This window comes from Paenibacillus amylolyticus (assembly GCF_001570725.1).
In the GTDB taxonomy this organism is placed as follows: domain Bacteria; phylum Bacillota; class Bacilli; order Paenibacillales; family Paenibacillaceae; genus Paenibacillus; species Paenibacillus amylolyticus_A.
Map to the genome: position 1 here is coordinate 1,661,913 of NZ_BCNV01000001.1, position 20,573 is coordinate 1,682,485.

Consider the following 20,573-nt stretch of genomic DNA (forward strand, 5'->3'; position numbering starts at 1 on the left):
CTCGCTCACAATAAGTGTACGTTGATCATCTGAAGTGGATCAGGAGGGACGAACGATGAAAGATAAGTTTTTGCGTGAAGAACGGCAAGAATATACTGATGTGTCTACGGTGGAGTCGCAGCGAAACGATATCACACTCGAAGAATTCCCGGAGGGTCCTTACGGTTCTTCTTTGTTATCCGAGTCTCTTGGGAAAAGTTCTCCGTGGCGGGTGGATCAGCGGTCTGCACACCGTTTTGATTATGAAAATCATGAGCTTCATGAAGGAGAGGTACGGGATTACCCGGGTCAGGATGTCTTCGACCAAACGGTTCCTGATAACGTATCCAAGCCTCAATACCCGGAAGAATCGTAATGAGATTTTGATATAAAGTAGAGCGTAGCCTCCAACAGGTTTGTCCTGTTCGGGGGCTATTTTCGTTAGAGTGGTTTAAAATAAAATCTCCTCTAATTCCACATTATGGGTTATTATGTTTGTAGCTTGGAGTAAAAATTGGTGTAATATGCGGAGGATTCATAATGAGAGAGATCGATTATAGCCATTATTTCTGGCAGGATGATATGGTCAGATTGCGTGCTTTGCGTGAGGAAGATTGGGAAGATCATTATTATAATCGCTTTGACACACCTGCCCGTCGTTTATTGGAGTGTGCAGTAGAACTGCCACCTACGAATGCGGAGGCGAAAAAATTTACGGAAGCTTTTTCCGATTTTTCTCTGGACAGAGGACGGATCGTGTTCACGATTGAGAATATGGATGGTGAGAATGTCGGAGGTGTGAATCTGAACAGCATTGATGAAAGGAACGGTACCTTTAGTATTGGCATTCAAATTGACCGGGATCATCGCGGGAAAGGGTATGGAACCAGAGCCGTTCGAATCTTGCTGAAATATGCCTTCTTCGAGCGGAGGCTTAACAAATTCAACGATTATGTACTTGAAGGCAATGAACCTTCCGCAGCCATGATGAGAAAGCTTGGATGTGTCCAGGAAGGTGTGCGTCGCCAGGTGATCTATACCGACGGAAAATATCAGGATCTGATCCTCTTTGGATTAACCAAAGACGAGTTTCTGGAAAAAGAAGAGCTCGTTTGAAGTAAAAGCTAACAAGCTGAAATTAAATGTATTTTAGGAGGCATTATGAATCAACCCATACAAACCGATGGATTAATCATCGATTGCAAGGATATTTATTTGCGCGAGTATCGACTTGAAGATTTGGAAAAATTGCAGGAAATTACCTGGCAACCCGAGGTGTATGAGTTCCTACCAGGATGGAATGCTACGTTTGAAGAGAGGGCCCTTTGGCTCGTCGAATATGAAATTCCTCAGAATCAGCGTTTTAAACAAGCTGTGATGGCCGGAGAGGATATCGGAGAGTTATACTTGCGTATGGCTATCGTACTCAAAGAAAATGATGAGTTCATAGGATGGTGCTGCTCGGGCATCAAGGATGAACTGCCAGCACCCAATCGGGAGATTATGTACGGTATTTCGAAAGATTTCAGGAACCGTGGCTATACAACCCAGGCAGTAAAAGGAATGGTACAGTATTTGTTTGAGCATACAAACGTTGAGGTGTTGAATGCCATCGCATTGACTACCAACCAAGCATCCAATAAGGTAATACTGAAATGTAATTTTGAACCGGTCAGCTCGATCGAGATCGAGAATGAAAAATATAACCATTACCAACTGCGGAAGCAACAAGGTCATGTTTAATGCATCTGTCTCAAGATGGTTGTATTGTCGTGGTGATGTCAGGGCAAGAACATAGTCCCCTGAAAATAGCTATAACATTAGCATTTCAAATCAGGTTAGACAGTTATTACTGGCTGCCTGATTTTTTTCGTCGTTTAGTCTATAGGACAAGCTTAAATTAATAATTTTCTCCACGATAATAACGCTCCAATTTGTTATCCAAATGAACAAGCTGCGCCTTTTTCTCCTCGATATCATTCAACAACTTTTGTTTTTGATCTTCAATTAGTTGGGTTCTTTCCTTCAGGGTTGAAGTACCTTCATTTACCTGATCATAATACTTTTTGATGTCTTCCACACTCATCCCGGTTTCGCGGAGACATTTGATAAAAACCAGCCAGTTCAGATCATCCTCCGAATAAAGACGGTTATTCTGCTCACTTCGCGCAGCAGGTTTCAACAGTCCCTTCCTTTCGTAAAAGCGGATCGCTCCGATCGAGACTTCAACTTTTTTCGCTACTTCTCCAATGGTTAACATGTTAAACCCCTTTTATAAAAAAAATTTGACCTACACTAAGTGTAGCATAGTAACTTATACATTGTTCAATATAAATCAAATTAGGGAAAGAAGGATTCGCATGAAAAAGACTGTCTTTGTAACCGGAGCTAATAAAGGAATTGGATATGAAATCGTCAAGCAGTTGGGTGAAGCGGGTTGGAAAGTTATCCTTGGCGCACGCAGTGTCGAACGGGGTGAAGCAGCTGTTTCGGAGTTAACTTCCAGGGGATTAGACGTAGAATTGGTACAGATCGACATGAACGACTTGAAGAGCATCGAGCAGGCAGCCGAAACAATTCATAAGACTTATCCCGACATAAACCTTCTGATCAATAACGCGGGTATGCCGGGTGCGTTCTCTCATTCTTTTACGGATACCCAAGAGGAAGATTTGCGGAATGCCTTTGAAGTCAACTTTTTCGGCACCTTCCGTTTGAATCAGCGATTGTTCCCGTTAATCAAAGATAATGAAGGCACAATCATTAATGTATCGACCGACATGGCTTCTCTGGACCATATGCAAAATGCGGAATTTACGTTAAATGCCTTCGACTATAACTCATCCAAAACGGCCAACAGCGCCATGACACTTTCGATGGCTTATGAAGTCAAAAACAGCCGGGCTCAAGTCTTTGCGGTAACGCCCGGATTCACATCAACAGATCTTAACGGCAATGCCGAAGGTGGTAAATCCAAAGAAGCCGGCGCTGCGATTATTGTGCGCTATGCGACGGATGGCAAACGTCATAACGGGGAGTTTCTAGATGAGAACGGTGTGTACTCTTGGTAATCGACCGTTGCCAAAAGTAACGATAGATAGGGATAATAGCGGAAAGTTAGATGAAAATATTGGCGCGGTTCTGTTACTTAGATAGAAGCAAGGAATATGAGAATACAACGTCGAATAAAAAAATGATAGTTTTATCTTGTTTGTATGCTGCAAATGAAACAAACACCAAACGTAAACGAACATCTTTCTTGTATTAAGTTAACAGAGCATGGACTATAAATCGTATTTCTAACAAGCATATCAATCGGAGGTATATATTTAATGGAGGTTTCATTGTACAAAGCAGATTTAGAAGATGCATCGACTATTCATGAAATGAAAGTCAAAGCATTTATGCCTTTGTTGGAAAAATATCAGGACTTTGAAACAAGCCCTGCCAATGAAACCGTAGAAAGAATTATTACTCAAATCAATCAATCTTTTACAGATTATTTTATAATTCATCATCTTGAGGTTGCTGTTGGTGGAATTAGAGTCGAAAAAAAAGATAATCGGATCTACAGTATTAGCCCAATTTTTATACTGCCAGAACATCAAGGAAAAGGAATCGCACAAAAAGTTTTTACAATGGTTGAGCAGATATATGATGATGCAAAGTCATGGAAATTGGGTACCATCTTACAAGAGCAAGGAAACTGTTATTTGTATGAAAAGATAGGCTACAAAAAAACGGGTGGAACAAAAGCAATTAACGACAAAATGACAATGGTATTTTATGAAAAGCATATAAGCTTCAAATCCTTAAATATGACGCCTCAGATTCGTTAGCCTGAAACCCATTGGGCTGCCATCATAATAATCGGATACAACAAAAGAATCCCCCATTCATTTCTAAATCAAAATGAGTGGGGGATTTGTCATGCAATCAAAATCGGGAGCAAGATGAAAGAAATAGCGTTTGGATAGCCTACTTGCAGCCGAAGCTCAGCCTAGACATCAGCCTTATACAGCGGCATCAAAATCGTGAATTCCGTTCCCAGGCCTACCTGACTTCGTACCGTAATCTTCCCACTATACGACTCCACAATGGAGTGGGTAATGGCTAGACCGAGACCAGCGCCCCCTTGTTTGCGCGAACGAGAACTGCTTGTGCGGTAAAATCGCTCAAAGATATGGGGCAGATGTTCAGGTTCAATGCCCGTGCCGTTATCCTTTACGGACAATTCAGCCTTATGGTGCGTGGCATATAACGTTATGGAGATGGTCCCATGCTCTGAATCGGTGTGCTGCACCGCATTATGGAACAGATTCAGCACAACCTGTTTCAGCTTATAAGGATCAGCCAGAACATGGACCGCAGCCGTCAGGTCGAGATGAATGGACCTCCGCTGAGCCATCATGGTCAGTTGTGGTTGCATTTCGAGCAGCAGACTGTCCAGCTGAATGACCTCCTGCTCCTGCTTTGGAGCCTGATCCAGCTTGGTAAGTAACAACAAATCTTCAACCAGCTTGTTAATTCGCACGGATTCGCCGTGCATGCTGTCCAGTGCTTTATATAGTTGATCTTGATTGGTGGCAGCACCCCGCTGTAAAACTTCAATAAAGCCATGAATGGAGGTGAGGGGGGTGCGCAGCTCATGGGAAGCATCGGACAAGAAACGCTGCATCTGTTCTTTCGATTCCCGCTCTGCTTCAAACGAGTTCTCCAGCCTTTCAAGCATGCCATTGAATGAAAGTGCGAGCTGATCCACTTCCTCTTGTCCCTGAACGACGGGAAGGCGTTCTGCGAGACTACCTGCATCGATCTGCTGTACCTTATTCACCATGTTGGACAGCGGAACGAGTGTCCGGCGTAATACCTTGGTGTACAGAATAAGGCCGGCCACCATGGCCAACAACGATAACATGATGAAGATCAGAAGTTGTTTAATAATCAGATCTCTCAGTGGTTTCGTAGCCGTACCCATCTGGACCATCGGTAAGCCGCGATTGCGTGGACCGGGTGAGGCGAAGACAATCAATTGCTCCTTACCTTGGCTATCCGTTACGATCCGGTAGGGAATATGTTTTTGTTCTTTTAACTCATCTGTAATGTCCTGATATTCAGCGGTTGAGAGATGAGGGGCGTTCAGACCGTCTTCCCCAAAAACATCCTCGAACGTACCTTGGTTATCAAATAGAGCCAGTGAACGGTCAGGAATAAACAACACCCGATTGCCAGACCCGTTACCTGCCTGTCCACCGAAAGGATTGTTGGAAGAGCCACTACGTGACTGGATTCCGAGCCAAACCGGGGGCATGGACATGAGCTGTTCTTCCATGGTTTTCGCCTGATTGCGGTAGAGAAAGCTTTCCATGATCCAGAATTGCAGAATACCGATTAACAATAGTAGTCCGGCAAGCACGAAGAGAGAACGTGAGAGCAATTGTGAACGCAGGGAATGCGGCCAGATCCATTGGTGTAGACGTCCTAGACGAAGTTTATTTTTTTTAGGCAGCAATTTCATCAGAGATCCACCCTATACCCGACACCTCGAAGCGTGCGAATGAGTCTGTGCTCTTTATCCCCGAGTTTGTCGCGCAAGGATCGAACGTACACCTCTACAATATTCTCTTCCCCGCCAAAATCGTACCCCCACACCCGGCTCAGAATGGTCGCTTTGCTGAGTACAATCCCATGATTAAGCACAATAAATTTTAACAGTTCGTATTCGGTAGGAGATAACTCCAGGACCTGATCCTGATAGGTGATTTCTTTGCGCTGATCATCAATTCGGAAGGGACCATGAGTGACGGCTCCGATTAATAAAGGAAATTGATTACGCAGTCTGGCCTGAATCCGGGCGAGCAGCTCGTCGAAGGCAAAGGGCTTGATCATGTAATCGTCAGCACCTAGCCACAAGCCCTTAACCCGATTCTCGACTTCGTCCTTCGCTGTCAGCATAATCACGCCAACCTGGGCTCCGGTCTTACGCAGACGCTCGACCACTTCAAAACCATCCATCTCTGGCATCATGACATCCAAAATAGCCATATGTGGCCTGAATTCAAGCGCCAACTCAAGTGCAGCTGCTCCATCGGGTGCTGTGCGCACATCGAAGCCTTCATTGCTTAATCCAAGCTCCAGAAATTGCAAAATATGTGGTTCATCATCAGCCAATAGTATTTTAATTCCGCTGCTAAGCTTCATAATGTACGTTCTCTCCTTGCTTGATCCATCTAGATTTCTCCCTCACTTTGGAGGGACTGTATGTAGTATTATCGCTTGCCAAACTGAAATTTAGCTGAAAGGATTGTGAATTATCCTCAGACAACATTCAGCGGGCACTCATCCCAGCTTTATTTTGGCATGTCACAATACTAGACATGAAGAACTTTGAAGGAGTGATTACCATTGAATAACACCAAAAGAAGGATGGATCTTGTCCTTCTGCCGATTGTATTACTGGCGGCATTTCTGAATGGGTACGGCATCTGGAACGATCAATATGCCAATTCCTATTATACGACTGCCGTTGGGAGTATGCTAAGCAACTTCCATAACTTTTTCTATGCATCACTAGACTCGGCAGGCTCGGTAACTGTTGACAAACCACCTGTTGTCTTCTGGATCCAGACGGCCTTTGCCTATGTATTCGGATTGCACGGATGGAGCGTTATTTTGCCTCAAGTATTAGCGGGAATCGGTTCGGTGCTCCTGATCTATTTCATGGTGAAACCTACATATGGTCTTGCAGCAGCACGAATCTCGGCATTTGCGATGGCGACTGTGCCTGTCGTGGCGGCAGTCAGTCGGACCAACAATATTGACAGCATGCTGGTGTTTACACTGCTGCTGGGTTCATGGTTTTTGTTCAAAGGCAGCAAACAAGGTAGTGCTTGGCGCATTCTGGTTGCCTTTGGGTTAATAGGCTTAGCCTTTAATATGAAGATGCTTCAAGCCTACATGATTCTCCCGGCGTTTTACTTGTTTTATCTGCTTGCATTTCAGGCGAAGTGGAGAAGGAAGATCATCCTGCTGATTGGCAGCACAGCGGTTCTGGCAGTGGTTTCCTTATCCTGGGCGGTTACTGTGGATTCTATACCCGAAGACGAGCGGCCTTATATCGGCAGCAGTGAAACAAACTCGGTCATGGAACTGGCATTTGGATACAATGGCCTGTCCCGTCTAACGGGTCAGCAGAACACAGCAGGTAACGCGGGGATGCCGAACGCTGCTGGACAGGGCAATAATCGTGGCAATCGAGGAGATTCGACTTCTGCTCCTAATCAGATGAGGAGTGGTGCCCCTGGAACGGGGCAAGATGTCAATGCACCGGATAACGATAATATGAATGGTTCGAACGGCATGAATGCCATGGGCGGTATGAATGGGCCGAATGCCAATTTCCCGAACGGGCAGATGCCGAATGATATGGAAATGCCAAACGGAAGAAATTTCGGCGGTAATGGTGGCGGAGGCATGGGAGGCATGTTTGGTACGGGGGAGAAAGGTCCTCTGCGTCTGTTCCAGACTGAACTGTCAGGTCAAGCCAGCTGGCTTCTGCCAGTTGTGTTGCTTGGATGCATTGCCATATTTGCAGGATTAAGACGGAGAGATATTACGAACAAGCACAAGGAGGCTTTGTTCTGGCTGGCCTGGTTGATTCCCGTTGCTGCCTTTTTCAGTGTGGCAGGTTTCTTCCATCAATATTATCTGATTATGCTTGCACCTCCAATTGCGGCGCTAACTGGCGCAGGATATGTAGCCATGTGGAAGTTATATCGTGAACGAATTGGCTGGCAGGCGTGGTTGCTTCCGGTTTCCGTGCTGCTGACGACCTTGTTCGGCTGGTATATCATGCAGGTGTATAACGATACGATTGGTGCAGGCTGGTCCATTAGTGAATTGATCGCAGGTATTCTGGTCACGGTCATCTTGGTCGTTATGCTACATCGTACACATCGCTGGAAACAGGGCTTCATTATCGCAGGATTTGTGGTCATGCTGATCGGTCCAATCTATTGGGCATTCACCCCAATTACTTATGGTGGTAACAGTATGATTCCGGCAGCAGGGCCTACAGGTTCCAATGGCATGTTTGGTGGAGCCGGCATGGGTATGCCGATGGGGAATGGAGTAGGAGTCACAGAAATGCCTTCAACGGGTGGCCGCGGCGGAATGGGCAACCGTAACGAAGAAGTCGATACAGCTACACTGAATTATCTGAAAGAGCACAATACAGGCGAAACGTATTTCTTCGCCACAACAGACTATAATCAGGCAGCACCTTATATTATCGACGAGAAAGCATCGGTAATTACGCTGGGAGGTTTCTCCGGGTCAGACCCGGTGTACACAACGGAGGAACTGGAGCAACTCGTCAAGAGTGGGCAAGTGAAGTACTTCATAGTTGGTGGCATGGGTGGCCGAGGCGGAAACTCGGACATTAGTGATTGGATCAAAGAGCACGGTACCGAGATTCCAACCTCAGAATGGCAGACAGGTACCGACAGCGGATCTACGGATAGCGGTGCCGCAGGAAACAGAGCTGGATTCGGATTCGGCGGACAGACGACTTTGTATGAAGTGAAATTGTAGCCGAAATGAAAATCTCGAACGAAGTCCATTGGAAAAGGGAGGGGACAAACATGGCTCAAACGTACCGATACAGCATTATTATTCCCATGTATAACGAAGAGGCGGTGATCGAGGAGACCTATCGGCGTCTGAAGAAGGTCATGGGCATTACAGGAGAGAGCTATGAACTGCTGTTCGTCAATGATGGCAGCATGGATCGAAGTGCTCAAATGATCCGTGACTACGCCCGTTGGGACGAGAGTGTGAAGCTGATTGATTTTGCTCGTAACTTCGGTCATCAGATTGCGATAACAGCGGGTATGGATTATGCAGCGGGGGATGCCGTCGTCATTATCGATGCGGATCTTCAGGACCCTCCCGAACTGATTCTGGATATGATCGCCAAGTGGAAAGAGGGCTATGAAGTGGTGTATGCCCGTCGCACCAGACGAAGTGGGGAAACCCGCTTCAAGAAATGGTCAGCCAGTCTGTTCTACCGTGTACTGCGTGCCTCAACGGATACAGATATCCCGGTGGACACCGGAGATTTTCGCCTGATTGACCGCAAAGTATGTGATGAGATGAAACGTCTTCCGGAGAAAAACCGGTTCGTGCGCGGGCTGGTCAGTTGGGTCGGATTCCGTCAGACTGCCATTGAATATGAACGTGATGAACGCCTGGCAGGCGAAACGAAATATCCGCTGAAACGCATGCTGAAGCTGAGCCTGGATGGTATTACGTCATTTTCGCATAAACCGCTCAAGCTCGCAGGTTATGTAGGTGCGATCCTGTCGGTAGGCGGATTCATCTATATGTTAACGGTTATAGGTTCGGCTATCTTTACAGATTCAACCATTAAAGGATGGCCATCTATTGTGAGTATCATGCTGATGTTCAACGGATTCATCTTGATCATGCTGGGTATTCTGGGCGAGTATGTTGGGCGAATCTATGATGAGACCAAGGCGCGTCCGCTATACATTGTGAGAGACGTGGTTCAGGCCGATGCCCAGCAAGCACAATCCCGATTGACAGCCCGAGTTGCTCACCATGACTAATCGTCTGGTCACACTCTTCAAGTTCGGAATTGTGGGTGTCGCGAATACGGCAGTGGATGCAGTGGTGTTTGCTTTGCTCGCAGTGATCGGTGTACCGGTTTTGATTGCTCAAGTAATCTCGTACAGCTGTGGTGTTGCGAACAGTTATTGGCTGAACGGCAGATGGACTTTTCGAGATACAACACGAGAGGGCGGCGATAGAGCGAAACTTATTCGTTTTCTAATCACCAATCTCGTCGTTCTCGCGTTATCCGCGCTGATTCTGATGATTTTGCACGACATGTTGGGTTGGAGTCTCGTGATAAGCAAGATCCTGGCTACTTTAATGGGAATGGTTCTGAACTATATGGCCAGCAGATATTGGGTGTTTCGTATAGCTATCAAATGAAAGGAGCGTAAGATGAAATGCATATTAAAAAAGCAGTTATTCCGGCAGCGGGTCTCGGAACCCGTTTCCTGCCAGCGACCAAAGCACAGCCCAAAGAGATGTTACCGATTGTAGACAAACCGGCCATCCAATATATTGTTGAAGAAGCAGTGCAATCAGGCATTGAGAATATCCTCATTGTGACCGGACGCAACAAAAAATCCATAGAGGATCATTTTGATAAATCGGTTGAGCTTGAACATTCTTTATATGCCGAGGGCAAACAGTCTTTATTGGAAGAGGTGCAGGCGATCAGCGAGATGGCCAATATTCATTTTATTCGTCAAAAAGAACCGCTTGGACTAGGGCACGCGATTGGGTGTGCACGGCAATTTGTAGGGGATGATGCTTTCGCTGTACTGCTCGGAGATGACATTATGGTCTCTGATCCGCCTGCACTTGCACAGATGGTCCATCTCTATGAAAAGACAGGCAACCAGATCATCGGTGTCCGTCAGGTAGATCCGGCAAATGTGAGCAAATATGGCATTATTGATTCGAATGGTGTAGAAGACCGGGTTCACCGGGTTACCAATCTGGTCGAAAAGCCTTCCCTTGCTGAAGCGCCATCCCGAACAGCTGTAATGGGACGATACATTCTGAAACCTTCCATCTTTCCCATTCTGGATCAGATCGAGAGAGGGGCAGGAGGGGAATATCAGTTAACGGATGCTTTAAAAGAAGTAAGTCAGACGGAGGAACTGTTGGCCCTTGAACTGGAGGGGCGCCGCTACGATATTGGTGATCAGTTCGGATATATTCAGGCGATCTTGGAGATCGGACTGATGCGCAAGGAATTACAGCCCATGTTGACACCTTATCTTCAGAAGCTTGCAACCCAGTGGGCATAGGGATTGATATATAGCTTCCTGTAACGCTACAATGAGCAAGAAGTTCAAGTTGCTCTTTGAGGAGTGAGGAATCATGAATGAGTCTATCATCAGGGATCTTATTAAGTATATGGACGTGGAGGACAACGCCGCCATTCAGTACGTTCAGACCGAGCATCGGATGAAACTGGGACTCTTTTGGGGAATACAGGAAGGTAGCCGGGTTCTGGAAATCGGATGTGGTCAGGGGGATACAACGGCCGTGCTTGCACACTTGGTGGGGGAGCATGGGTACGTTCATGGTGTAGATATTGCACCAGAGGATTATGGTGCACCTCTGACCGTAGGGGAAGCGGCAGCCAAGCTGCGGAGATCTCCGCTGGGTGATCGAATTCGAATGGATTATGATTTCGACATTCTAAGTGATCAAGCCCAATTCGCCGAGAATGAGTTTGATGTGATTGTGCTATCCCATTGTTCTTGGTATTTGAGATCGTTTGACGAACTCGCCCAGATTCTTAGCAAGGTTAGGACGTGGGGACATCAGTTATGTTTTGCCGAATGGGATGCACGAGTTACAGATGTGAGCCAGCTCTCACATTGGTTATCCGTTCTAATTCAGTCCCAGGTCGAATGTTACAAAGAGAACAGCTTCTCCAATGTGCGCACGCTTTTTACACCGGGGGATATCCAAGAGCTTGTCTCTGAGACAGGCTGGATAATAAAGGAAGAGATTACGATCCATTCTCCTGAGCTGCAGGACGGTCGCTGGGAAACCGAAATGACACTGGCAGAAGCGCCTGTGGAACTGCAAATGCTTACGATCCCGGACAAAGTGAAAACACTTCTTCTTTCCGAATTGAAATTACTTAAGACACATCATGTTTTGGGGCCAGGGAGTCCATTGGGAACGTATGCGATTGTTGCCAAAAAGCAGTAAAGAAATAACCATTTGCAGCAAATTTTAAAAAATGTGTTTACTTCATCACAGTAATTTTGATATTATAATCGCAATATCAAATGCGACGAAGAGACGAGTAGATAAAATTCATTCTTTCAAAGAGAGCTCCGGCAGCTGAAAAGGAGTAAAGAATCTTTTATTGAATAAAGACTCAGAGCAGCACATCGGAACTTAACGTTAAGGGATGGTGTGACAGGAGCTCCTGTTACAGAGCTAGAGTATGAACGGTCTACAGCAAGCATCATGGTTGTATTCCTTACTTGAAGAGGCGGATATGGTGACATATTGGCGAATCTGGGTGGTACCACGAGAGTTCAATCTCGTCCCTGAGACTATTGTCTTGGGGATGGGATTTTTTGGTTTTTTCGGGGTGTGACTACACGCTTTGGAATTGCCTGAATAGTGTTAATTAGGAAGTCAATTTCATAAATACGTTTTAGTGAATTATGAAATTGATACAAAGAGAAGCATCACTCAAACCGAAAGGAAATGATGATTAAATGTCAGCAAAATTGAAAGTCGGTATCGTCGGAGGAACGGGAATGGTGGGTCAGCGTTTTGTGGACCTGCTCGATCAACATCCATGGTTTGAAGTAACAGCTATTTCTGCAAGCGCCAATTCGGCAGGTAAAACATATGAAGAATCCGTACAAGGCAGATGGAAACTGGCAGTTCCTATTCCGGAAGCTGTGAAGAAAATCGTGGTTCAGGATGCTTCCCAGGTAGAGGCGTTTGCCAGCCAGGTTGATTTTATTTTCTGCGCGGTTGATATGAAAAAGAATGAGATTCAAGCGCTCGAAGAGGCTTATGCCAAAACAGGAACACCTGTCGTGTCTAACAACTCGGCTCACCGCTGGACGGCAGATGTACCTATGGTAATCCCTGAGATTAACCCGGGGCATCTGGACGTGATTGAAGCTCAACGCAAACGTCTGGGTACCAAAACTGGATTCATTGCAGTAAAACCTAACTGCTCGATTCAGAGCTATGTGCCAGCACTGCACGCCTTGCGTGAGTTCAACCCGACTCAGGTTGTCGCTTCCACGTATCAAGCAATCTCTGGTGCAGGTAAAAACTTTACGGACTGGCCTGATATGCTCGATAATGTCATTCCATACATCGGTGGCGAAGAAGAGAAGAGTGAGCAAGAACCACTGCGGATCTGGGGTAGCATCGAAAACAATCAGATCGTGAAAGCATCGGCTCCATTAATTACAACACAATGTATTCGTGTTCCTGTAACGGATGGGCATCTGGCTACTGTGTTTGTAAACTTCGAGAAAAAACCAAGCAAAGACGAAATTTTGGAGCGTTGGTTGCAGTTCAAAGGTCGCCCACAAGAGCTGGCTCTGCCAAGCGCACCAAAACAATTCATTACGTATTTTGAAGAAGAGAACAGACCACAGACGAAACTGGATCGTGACATCGAACGCGGAATGGGTGTTTCCACAGGCCGACTGCGCGAAGACTCACTCTATGATTACAAATTCGTTGGATTGTCCCACAACACATTGCGTGGAGCGGCAGGCGGTGCGGTTCTGATCGCAGAATTGCTTAAAGCTGAAGGATATATTCAGCCGAAATAATCATAAAAGATGTATGAGTAGCAACAGATTTCTGAAAAGAATGATTAGATGAAAACCATCACTCGTTGATGGTTTTTTTATTATTGTGGACAAGAAATGGTAAGCGAAGAAGGTTCACTTGTTCGGCGATTCAGGAGATTATTATATTAATATTTATATGGAAAATATTACATTGTAAATTCATGAGATTTCAGTTATTTTTATTAACGGCAAACGTTTCCTCTCTAATTTAGAAGGACATTGTCTTAGCAAGTAGGTATGATATAGACGAAGAAAGGAGGACTTTATTATTATGCAAGCAGCTCCTAATCAAGCCGTACATAAACCAGGACCACAGCCAGTTAGTTTTGGTAGTTGGATGCTCACGTTATTGCTTTTGGCTATTCCACTTGTTAACATCATCATGTTGTTTGTGTGGGCGTTCGGTAATTCCAACCCTTCCAAAGCCAATTATGCAAAAGCATCATTATTATGGATCGCCATCGGAATTGTGTTTTACATTCTTATCTTATCTTTAGGTTTAACAGCAGCATTTTCAGGAACGGATTACTAGGTTTACGAAACGTAGCAGTATCGTAGCATTATAGTAATAATAGCAACACAAATCAAAACGCCGACAATCATGTCGGCGTTTTTTTGATTATTCCAGTATGTTGTTAGGCAGCAGATGTCTTATCTGACTTTTGCAGAAGCTGAGAGCGACGACCGAGCAGATAACCTGTCAATGATGCGAGCATCTGTTGGAATACCATACCAAGCACGACCGGGACAGCAACAGGTGGCGGAAAATAAGAAACGGCCAGTACCGCGCCTGCGCTGATATTACGCATCCCTCCATTGAACACCAGAGCTACCTGATCGGCCTCATTCCAGCCCAGCAATCGGGCGATGAAGTAACTCAGCGCATAACCGAATGATGCCAGGAAAATAATGATGACCGCAAGACCAGCCAACTTCCAATTGAAATCCGCCAAGTAGGGTGCAACGACAGATCCGTTAATCGCGACGACAGATGCCATAAACAATTTGGACAACGGATTCAACCTTGGTCCCCAGACTGGGACAATGGCGCCTTTGGTCCACTCATTCAAAAGCATACCTACCAGGGATGGCACAACAATCATCCAGAACAGACTGCTCATCATGGCTGCCGTATCCAATGTGACACTGGTTCCGATTAACAGGGATAACACGCCGGGCACTACAAAAGGAGCAAGCATGGTATCAATCAGGATGATGGAAAGTGTAAGTGCGATATTGCCCCGATAGATACTGACCCAGATGAAGCTGCTGATTCCTGTCGGAATCACGGCTGCCAGAACAAGGCCTGTTATAGTGTAGGCATCTGTAGGGAAGACCAAATGACCCATGCCCAGAGCGATGAGAGGCATTGCCAAATGCAAAATAAACAGACATACAAACAGGGGGAACGGCTTCTTCAGCACGTTCACAAAATCCCGTATCCCAAGACTGATACTTCCAGCGAACGTCATGAACGCAAAAAGCCAAGGGGATAAAAAGGTATAAGAAGAAAGAAAACTCCCGCATAACACGCCAATAACAATGCTGATTGGGGTAATCAGTGGCATGATGCGGTTCAAGCGTTGGTTTAAGGCTTGAAGCATAATCATGACATCCCTTTACCGTGTGATTCTACTATTATACATGTTAATAACGCTGGTTGCAGACCCATTTGCAATGAAGCAGTCTGAACAGGTATCATGGACTTGGAACAAGGATTCCGATAAGGAGAAGGGGAGATGATCATGTTCATAAGAAAAAGAAAGCACACGTTAATGATGACAGGCCTTATTGCATCAAGTATTCTGCTGATTTCAGCCTGTTCTGTCGTGGAACAAGCCAATCAAAGTTTAAATTATGTGAGTGGGGCTACTGATTATATAGAACAGGTATCGAACGCCGGGGCTGATCTGCAAGAGCTCGCATCAGGTGCGGTGAATAATCCGGAGATTACGACGCAGATTCAAGAGAAGATCGATCTGATTCAAGCAGAAGCAAGCGAGTTTTCTCAACTGACGGCACCAGCGATCGGAGAAAGCATTCATGAGAATCTGGTTAGCTACAATACGCAATTAACAGAAGTCGTGGACAATTTCGAGAATACGATTGCAGAGCAAGGCTTTACGGCTGAAAACTGGGAGAAGACAGGCATTCCTGAACTGATTACCAACATCAATAATTTGAAAGATCCGCTAAGCGGGCTTCAGGGAGAATAGGATGAATTAATCTAACTACATGAAAAGGGCGAGACATCGGAGTGATTGAATTACCGATATGTTCGCCTTTTTTTGTTTTCCGAAAACTCATGCATATTTAATGTCACTGGAGCTAGACTATATCAAGTAATCATGAGATGCATATGACATTTATCTCATATTCATGTGAAGATGATCTATGATTTGACAAGGCTGTGACAGAGGCGTATGATAAAAATATAAGTTAATAAAACATAGTTACTTACTATAAGTTTATGATGTGACTAAATATATTTTGCAAAGGAGAACTGCGTCATGACTGAACACAATGGAAAAGTAATCATTATTACAGGTGGAGCTAGTGGGATTGGTAAAGAGACAGCACTTCAACTTTCGGATCTGGGTGCGACTATCGTTGTCGCTGACTATAATGAAGAGGGTGCGAAGAAGCTTGCCGCAGAGATTGAAGCAGCAGGCGGAACAGCGGGCGCGTACAAAGTGGATGTATCCAAAGGGGACGAAATTAAAGCTTTAATTGACTGGACAGTAGAGCAATATGGTACGCTAAGCGGTATTTTCAATAACGCAGGGATCGGACTTGTGAAGCCGTTTCTGGAGATGGACCCGGAATCCTATCACAGAGTCATTGATGTAGACCAACACAGTGTGTACTATGGCATGTATTATGGCGCAAAAAAAATGGTTGAATTAAATGTACAAGGTACCATTGTAAACACAGCTTCGATCTATGGAAGTGTTGCCGCAGTAGGCAGCTTCAACTACAATGCAGCCAAAGCTGCTGTTGTCATGATGTCCAAATCCGGTGCACTTGAACTTGCTGAGCATGGAATTCGTGTAGTTGGTGTAGCACCTGGCTTTATCGAAACACCAATTCTGGGTGATGACCAAGCCATGAAGGATGCGCTTGCTACTCAACATATGCGTGGGGAGCTTATTCAACCGGAGAAAGTAGCCAGTGTGGTTACATTCCTGTTCAGTGATGCAGCAAGTGCAGTGAACGGGACAACCGTTGCCGTAGATGATGGATTCCTCAGCTTCAAAACCAAATAAAATAAGTACTCATTTAAAATTAAGAGAACTCATCTCAAAAAAACAGAAAAAACGGTGCAGAACGATTTATTCGTTTTGCACCGTTTTTGTATTTTCATTATAAAGTAATCATGGCATATGAGATTGAAATAAGTTTGTCGAATCATCCCGAAATTTCAGAGATCGTGATACAATTAACAAGGCTATAGTTTTTTATCATTTTGTGGTGTCATATACAATTCGAACTCCGAGAGAGCCATAACTCTCTTCTTTGTAATGACATTGAGAACAAGTTTTGGTCGAGCATAACGCATCGTTATGAACTTGTAATTTTTCGTTGCACTGTGGACATTTATTTTCAAAAAGAGTCTTCAACACGTTAAACATGCTTAATCACTCATTTCGGATTAATTTACTTGGTTTTTATTATAACGGATAATATTCGCTGTGTATAGCACTTTTGAGTGATATCGAAATGAGATTTATATTGCACGAAAGGAAGCGCATAACCGATGGATCTTCTGCTTTTTGTCATCATGTTTATACTGGGTCTGGTCGGTTCATTCTTCTCCGGTTTGTTGGGTATTGGTGGGGCCATTATCAATTATCCGCTGCTGTTATATGTTCCATCCTGGATGGGATTGGAGCCGTTCTCAGCACATCAGGTATCGTCGATTAGTATGTTTCAAGTATTATTTGCTTCACTTGCCGGTGTGATTGCATTCCGCAGAAAAGTAAAAACGGGTAGAAGTGGTGGGGCAATCGTTCACCGCGGATTGGTGCTGTACATGGGCTCCAGCATTCTTGCTGGCAGTCTGATTGGCGGGTTCATATCCGGTCATCTGGACGGAAGGGTTATTAATCTGATCTATGGCATTCTGGCGATCATGGCGATTGTGCTAATGCTGATTCCCGGAAAAGGAAAGCTCGATACCTCAGCTCCACTGGTGTTTAACCGATGGATTGCAGCAGGCACTGCTTTTGCAGTAGGTATTGTATCAGGAATTGTTGGTGCGGGTGGTGCCTTTATCCTTATTCCTATCATGCTGACGATTCTTAACATCCCCGTACGAACGACGATTGCTTCTTCACTGGCGATTGTATTTATCTCCGCCATTGGCGGCGTTATAGGGAAAATTACGGGTGGAGATATTCCGATGGAACCCATCATCTATACGGTGATCGGCAGTCTGCTGGGGGCATCCCTTGGTTCACGGGTTAGTTCGATGATCAATGTAAGGGTACTTCGATATGCATTAATCGTACTTATCGCCATCACAGCGGTCAAAGTCTGGTCATCCATTCTGTAAAATCACGTATATGGGAATGAACAATGACGATTTCGTAACCAAACGGTTGGATCGCCGTATAAAGGTTATGAACATGAGCTGAAGCGTTGGATACACGATCAAATGAGTTCAGTTTTCGTCCATGGAGCACCTCATCTCCTTTCATGGATACATGTTTAACATTAATAGAAGTTGAGGTATCCACCCTATGAATAACGTACTTACAGAACAGGCTGATGCAGGATATCGGCTAGCTGAGCAGAAAGCATCTCAGTATTTTACTTCTCTTAGGCAGCAACTTATGGAAAATACGTATACAACAGCACTTACCCAAGATATTCATGTATGGCAAAAAAAACATATTCATCGTTTTGCTTGGCTTTCTCTTTTATCACCTAGCAAAAGAAAACCGGATCCCCGGGATGTTCATAGATATATCCATTGGCTGAATGCTACAGGAAAACTGGATGATTACTTGGATCGGAGTATCTCATATATTTATATGCGAGATCTGGGGCAAGCTCTTGATTCTCCAGATACGCAATCCCGAGTTCAGCACGTTGTCCAGAATACCAAAAAGTACTTTATGGGCTCTGCTACTGGGCGCAAAGGACAGCCCGATTATATCAGTCTGGCTGCGTTGTACCGGTGGGGACAGAAGGAGCACATAGAATCCGCTGTCATCTGGGTGATGAACAAATTAAAGAACGTAGCATCCAACATCCCGAAGGAGCTGGATGCAGAGCAGGCACAACGGAAGCTCATTAAGATCATTCTTGGCGTGGTCCTTCATGTGGACGATGAGATGAACGAGCAGACACCACCTGAAGAACGTGCCCGGAGATTTGATGCGGCGATCCGACTCGGTTATTCGTACGGTTTGACATATCCATTTGTGGATGATCTGCTGGATTCTCAGGCTCTGACTGTTCAGGAAAAAGAACAATACTCCCTGATGATACGCGATGCACTTCTTACCGGGGTCGTACCTGATCTAGGAGAGTGGAAAGGAAGCAATCTTGAAGTAATTGAATATGTGCATTCCGAGCTTCGGGAAGCATTTGAGTATATCAAGAACTACCAGCGTCCAGAGAAACAGCGCACGTTCTTAGAGCAATCTTATGTCTTCTTTCAGTCTCAGGAGATTGATCGCAGCAAGAAATTATCCAATGCGAATTATACCAATGAAGAATTGTACATTCCGATTATTATCAAATCTTCTTCCTCCCGATCGATTGTCCGATCTGTTCTCAGTGCGCCAGTGGATGAAGGCTTCGATCTGCGGACGTTCTATTACGGGATATATAATCAGCTGGCCGATGATTTTGCTGATATGTTTGACGATATGGAGGAAGGGGCAGTAACCCCTTATACGTACTATTTGAAGTATCGAGATTTGCGCCCTGATCTGATTAATCCATATGAATTGTATTGGGCAGTCATCTCTCATCTGATCCATGATGTTTACAACTCGGACGCCAAGACCCGAGAGGTCATACTGGATCGTGCTATTAACGGGTTGAAGCGTTGCAAAGAACGGTTGGGTCAGGAGAAATATGATGAAGTGATGATGATTTTTGCCAGTGGGCAGCCTGAGTTCAATCGACTGGTTCAACAGATGGTGCGAAAAGCGGATGACGTTGATTTCCTGGATAAATTGTTACGGGATCAGGTCGTGCTTCAATTGAAAAATGACAAGCAGGAGAAAGAGGAGTTCAAGCAGACCATTCGAACGGTTCGTGAACAGATTAATGTGGAGTTGCAGATTGCGAAACCAAATGGACTTCATGAGATGAAAGAAACGCTGATCGATGCAGCCAATTACAGCTTGCAGGGAGACGGAAAAAGGCTACGCCCGATATTGACTTGGGTTATGGGTGTTCGCGAGTATGGTTTACCTGAATCATCCATCGTTCCGCTGCTCAGATCGCTGGAGTACATGCATACCGCTTCCCTGATCTTCGATGATCTGCCTACGCAGGATAATGCTTCGACAAGGCGTGGACGTTCCACGTTGCACCATGTGCACAATAGCGCCACAGCAGAGCTTACCGGTCTATTTCTTATCCAGAAGGCGATTGGAGAGCAATCCTCATTGAATCGCTTTGATGCGGCAACCGTGCTTACTCTCATTCAATATTCGGCTGAAAAAGCAGAGGATATGTGTATGGGACAGGCGATGGATCTGAACTCCAAAGGCAAGGCGTTGACGCTGGAGCAGTTGAACATGATCTGTTTTTACAAAACAGGTATTGCCTTCGAAGCTGCCCTGGTCATGCCAGCCATTCTTGCCCAAGTGAAGGAAGCGGAGATGGCTACGCTGAAGAAGTTCGCTTATCATGCGGGGATCGCCTTCCAGATCAAGGACGACTTGCTGGATTTCGAGGGAAATCACCTCATTCTCGGGAAACCTGCAGGTCAGGATGAGCGGAACAATAATTCCACCTTTGTGTCCATTTTGGGTGATGAAGGCGCAAAGAAAGCGATGTGGGAGCATTATTGTCTTGCCACAGATGCATTGAACGAGATGCCGAAACCTATTTCCTTTTTGAGACATCTGTTGGATTATCTTGTTGGTCGCGAGCGCTAACCCAGTTTTCTTAGAA

At 45.2% G+C, this 20,573-nt stretch carries 20 protein-coding genes and 1 other annotated feature; of the genes, 16 read left to right on the top strand and 4 right to left on the bottom strand.

Going from position 1 to position 20,573, the window contains the following annotated elements; translation table 11 throughout:
- Positions 1 to 55 precede the first annotated feature (55 nt).
- The 3 genes from PAHA3_RS07530 (at position 56) to PAHA3_RS07540 (ending at position 1,722) form a co-directional block, all read left to right on the top strand.
- On the top strand, positions 56 to 355 hold the full coding sequence (locus tag PAHA3_RS07530; RefSeq protein ID WP_062834168.1) for a hypothetical protein: 300 nt from the start codon (positions 56 to 58) through the stop codon (positions 353 to 355).
- A 164-nt stretch (positions 356 to 519) separates the two neighbouring features.
- Positions 520 to 1,095, top strand: coding sequence for a GNAT family N-acetyltransferase (locus PAHA3_RS07535; RefSeq protein WP_062834169.1), 576 nt, complete (start codon positions 520 to 522; stop codon positions 1,093 to 1,095).
- A gap of 45 nt (positions 1,096 to 1,140) precedes the next feature.
- Complete coding sequence (locus PAHA3_RS07540) at positions 1,141 to 1,722, top strand: GNAT family N-acetyltransferase (protein WP_062834170.1); 582 nt, start codon at positions 1,141 to 1,143, stop codon at positions 1,720 to 1,722.
- A gap of 157 nt (positions 1,723 to 1,879) precedes the next feature.
- Here the strand turns inward: PAHA3_RS07540 and PAHA3_RS07545 are convergent, their stop codons facing one another.
- Positions 1,880 to 2,239, bottom strand: coding sequence for a MerR family transcriptional regulator (locus PAHA3_RS07545; RefSeq protein ID WP_062834171.1), 360 nt, complete (start codon positions 2,237 to 2,239; stop codon positions 1,880 to 1,882).
- A gap of 100 nt (positions 2,240 to 2,339) precedes the next feature.
- Between PAHA3_RS07545 and PAHA3_RS07550 the strand changes: the two genes are divergently transcribed.
- Entirely contained in the window at positions 2,340 to 3,050 is a 711-nt protein-coding gene (locus tag PAHA3_RS07550) for an SDR family NAD(P)-dependent oxidoreductase (protein WP_062834172.1), read from the top strand.
- A 261-nt stretch (positions 3,051 to 3,311) separates the two neighbouring features.
- Entirely contained in the window at positions 3,312 to 3,818 is a 507-nt protein-coding gene (locus tag PAHA3_RS07555) for a GNAT family N-acetyltransferase (protein WP_062834173.1), read from the top strand.
- Between the two features lie 161 nt (positions 3,819 to 3,979).
- Here the strand turns inward: PAHA3_RS07555 and PAHA3_RS07560 are convergent, their stop codons facing one another.
- Both PAHA3_RS07560 and PAHA3_RS07565 read right to left on the bottom strand, forming a co-directional pair.
- Positions 3,980 to 5,497 carry a sensor histidine kinase gene (locus PAHA3_RS07560; protein ID WP_062834174.1) on the bottom strand — a complete coding sequence of 506 codons (1,518 nt, stop codon included), beginning with the start codon at positions 5,495 to 5,497 and terminating at the stop codon, positions 3,980 to 3,982.
- Positions 5,497 to 6,180 (bottom strand): response regulator transcription factor, encoded by a 684-nt coding sequence (locus PAHA3_RS07565; protein WP_062834175.1) that lies wholly within the window; start codon positions 6,178 to 6,180, stop codon positions 5,497 to 5,499. The genes PAHA3_RS07560 and PAHA3_RS07565 overlap by 1 nt, the downstream gene beginning before the upstream one ends.
- A 225-nt stretch (positions 6,181 to 6,405) precedes the next feature.
- Here PAHA3_RS07565 and PAHA3_RS07570 point away from each other — a divergent pair, with 225 nt between their 5' ends.
- From PAHA3_RS07570 to PAHA3_RS07600, 7 genes are all read left to right on the top strand, one after another.
- Positions 6,406 to 8,571 carry an ArnT family glycosyltransferase gene (locus PAHA3_RS07570; protein ID WP_235599476.1) on the top strand — a complete coding sequence of 722 codons (2,166 nt, stop codon included), beginning with the start codon at positions 6,406 to 6,408 and terminating at the stop codon, positions 8,569 to 8,571.
- 50 nt (positions 8,572 to 8,621) lie between these two features.
- Positions 8,622 to 9,608: a glycosyltransferase family 2 protein gene (locus PAHA3_RS07575; RefSeq protein ID WP_062834177.1), complete on the top strand. Its 987-nt coding sequence runs from the start codon at positions 8,622 to 8,624 to the stop codon at positions 9,606 to 9,608.
- Positions 9,601 to 9,996 carry a GtrA family protein gene (locus tag PAHA3_RS07580; protein ID WP_062834178.1) on the top strand — a complete coding sequence of 132 codons (396 nt, stop codon included), beginning with the start codon at positions 9,601 to 9,603 and terminating at the stop codon, positions 9,994 to 9,996. The genes PAHA3_RS07575 and PAHA3_RS07580 overlap by 8 nt, the downstream gene beginning before the upstream one ends.
- A 17-nt stretch (positions 9,997 to 10,013) precedes the next feature.
- Positions 10,014 to 10,886, top strand: coding sequence for a UTP--glucose-1-phosphate uridylyltransferase GalU (gene galU, locus PAHA3_RS07585; RefSeq protein WP_062834179.1), 873 nt, complete (start codon positions 10,014 to 10,016; stop codon positions 10,884 to 10,886).
- A 73-nt stretch (positions 10,887 to 10,959) separates the two neighbouring features.
- Positions 10,960 to 11,805 carry a class I SAM-dependent methyltransferase gene (locus PAHA3_RS07590; protein WP_062834180.1) on the top strand — a complete coding sequence of 282 codons (846 nt, stop codon included), beginning with the start codon at positions 10,960 to 10,962 and terminating at the stop codon, positions 11,803 to 11,805.
- A 76-nt stretch (positions 11,806 to 11,881) separates the two neighbouring features.
- Positions 11,882 to 12,157: a binding site (T-box leader), on the top strand.
- 169 nt (positions 12,158 to 12,326) lie between these two features.
- Positions 12,327 to 13,412 carry an aspartate-semialdehyde dehydrogenase gene (asd, locus tag PAHA3_RS07595; RefSeq protein ID WP_074094892.1) on the top strand — a complete coding sequence of 362 codons (1,086 nt, stop codon included), beginning with the start codon at positions 12,327 to 12,329 and terminating at the stop codon, positions 13,410 to 13,412.
- A gap of 292 nt (positions 13,413 to 13,704) precedes the next feature.
- Entirely contained in the window at positions 13,705 to 13,965 is a 261-nt protein-coding gene (locus PAHA3_RS07600) for a hypothetical protein (protein ID WP_062834181.1), read from the top strand.
- A 103-nt stretch (positions 13,966 to 14,068) separates the two neighbouring features.
- On the opposite strand, the gene PAHA3_RS07605 is transcribed toward PAHA3_RS07600, so the two are convergent.
- Positions 14,069 to 15,037, bottom strand: coding sequence for a bile acid:sodium symporter family protein (locus tag PAHA3_RS07605; RefSeq protein WP_062834182.1), 969 nt, complete (start codon positions 15,035 to 15,037; stop codon positions 14,069 to 14,071).
- 171 nt (positions 15,038 to 15,208) lie between these two features.
- Between PAHA3_RS07605 and PAHA3_RS07610 the strand changes: the two genes are divergently transcribed.
- From PAHA3_RS07610 to PAHA3_RS07625, 4 genes are all read left to right on the top strand, one after another.
- The gene (locus PAHA3_RS07610; protein WP_124114481.1) at positions 15,209 to 15,649 is read left to right on the top strand and encodes a DUF6376 family protein; all 441 of its coding nucleotides are present in this window, start codon (positions 15,209 to 15,211) and stop codon (positions 15,647 to 15,649) included.
- A 294-nt stretch (positions 15,650 to 15,943) separates the two neighbouring features.
- Positions 15,944 to 16,699, top strand: coding sequence for an SDR family NAD(P)-dependent oxidoreductase (locus tag PAHA3_RS07615; protein WP_062834183.1), 756 nt, complete (start codon positions 15,944 to 15,946; stop codon positions 16,697 to 16,699).
- A 491-nt stretch (positions 16,700 to 17,190) separates the two neighbouring features.
- Positions 17,191 to 17,988: a sulfite exporter TauE/SafE family protein gene (locus PAHA3_RS07620; protein WP_062834184.1), complete on the top strand. Its 798-nt coding sequence runs from the start codon at positions 17,191 to 17,193 to the stop codon at positions 17,986 to 17,988.
- 187 nt (positions 17,989 to 18,175) lie between these two features.
- Entirely contained in the window at positions 18,176 to 20,557 is a 2,382-nt protein-coding gene (locus PAHA3_RS07625; RefSeq protein ID WP_062834185.1) for a polyprenyl synthetase family protein, read from the top strand.
- Positions 20,558 to 20,573 lie beyond the last annotated feature (16 nt).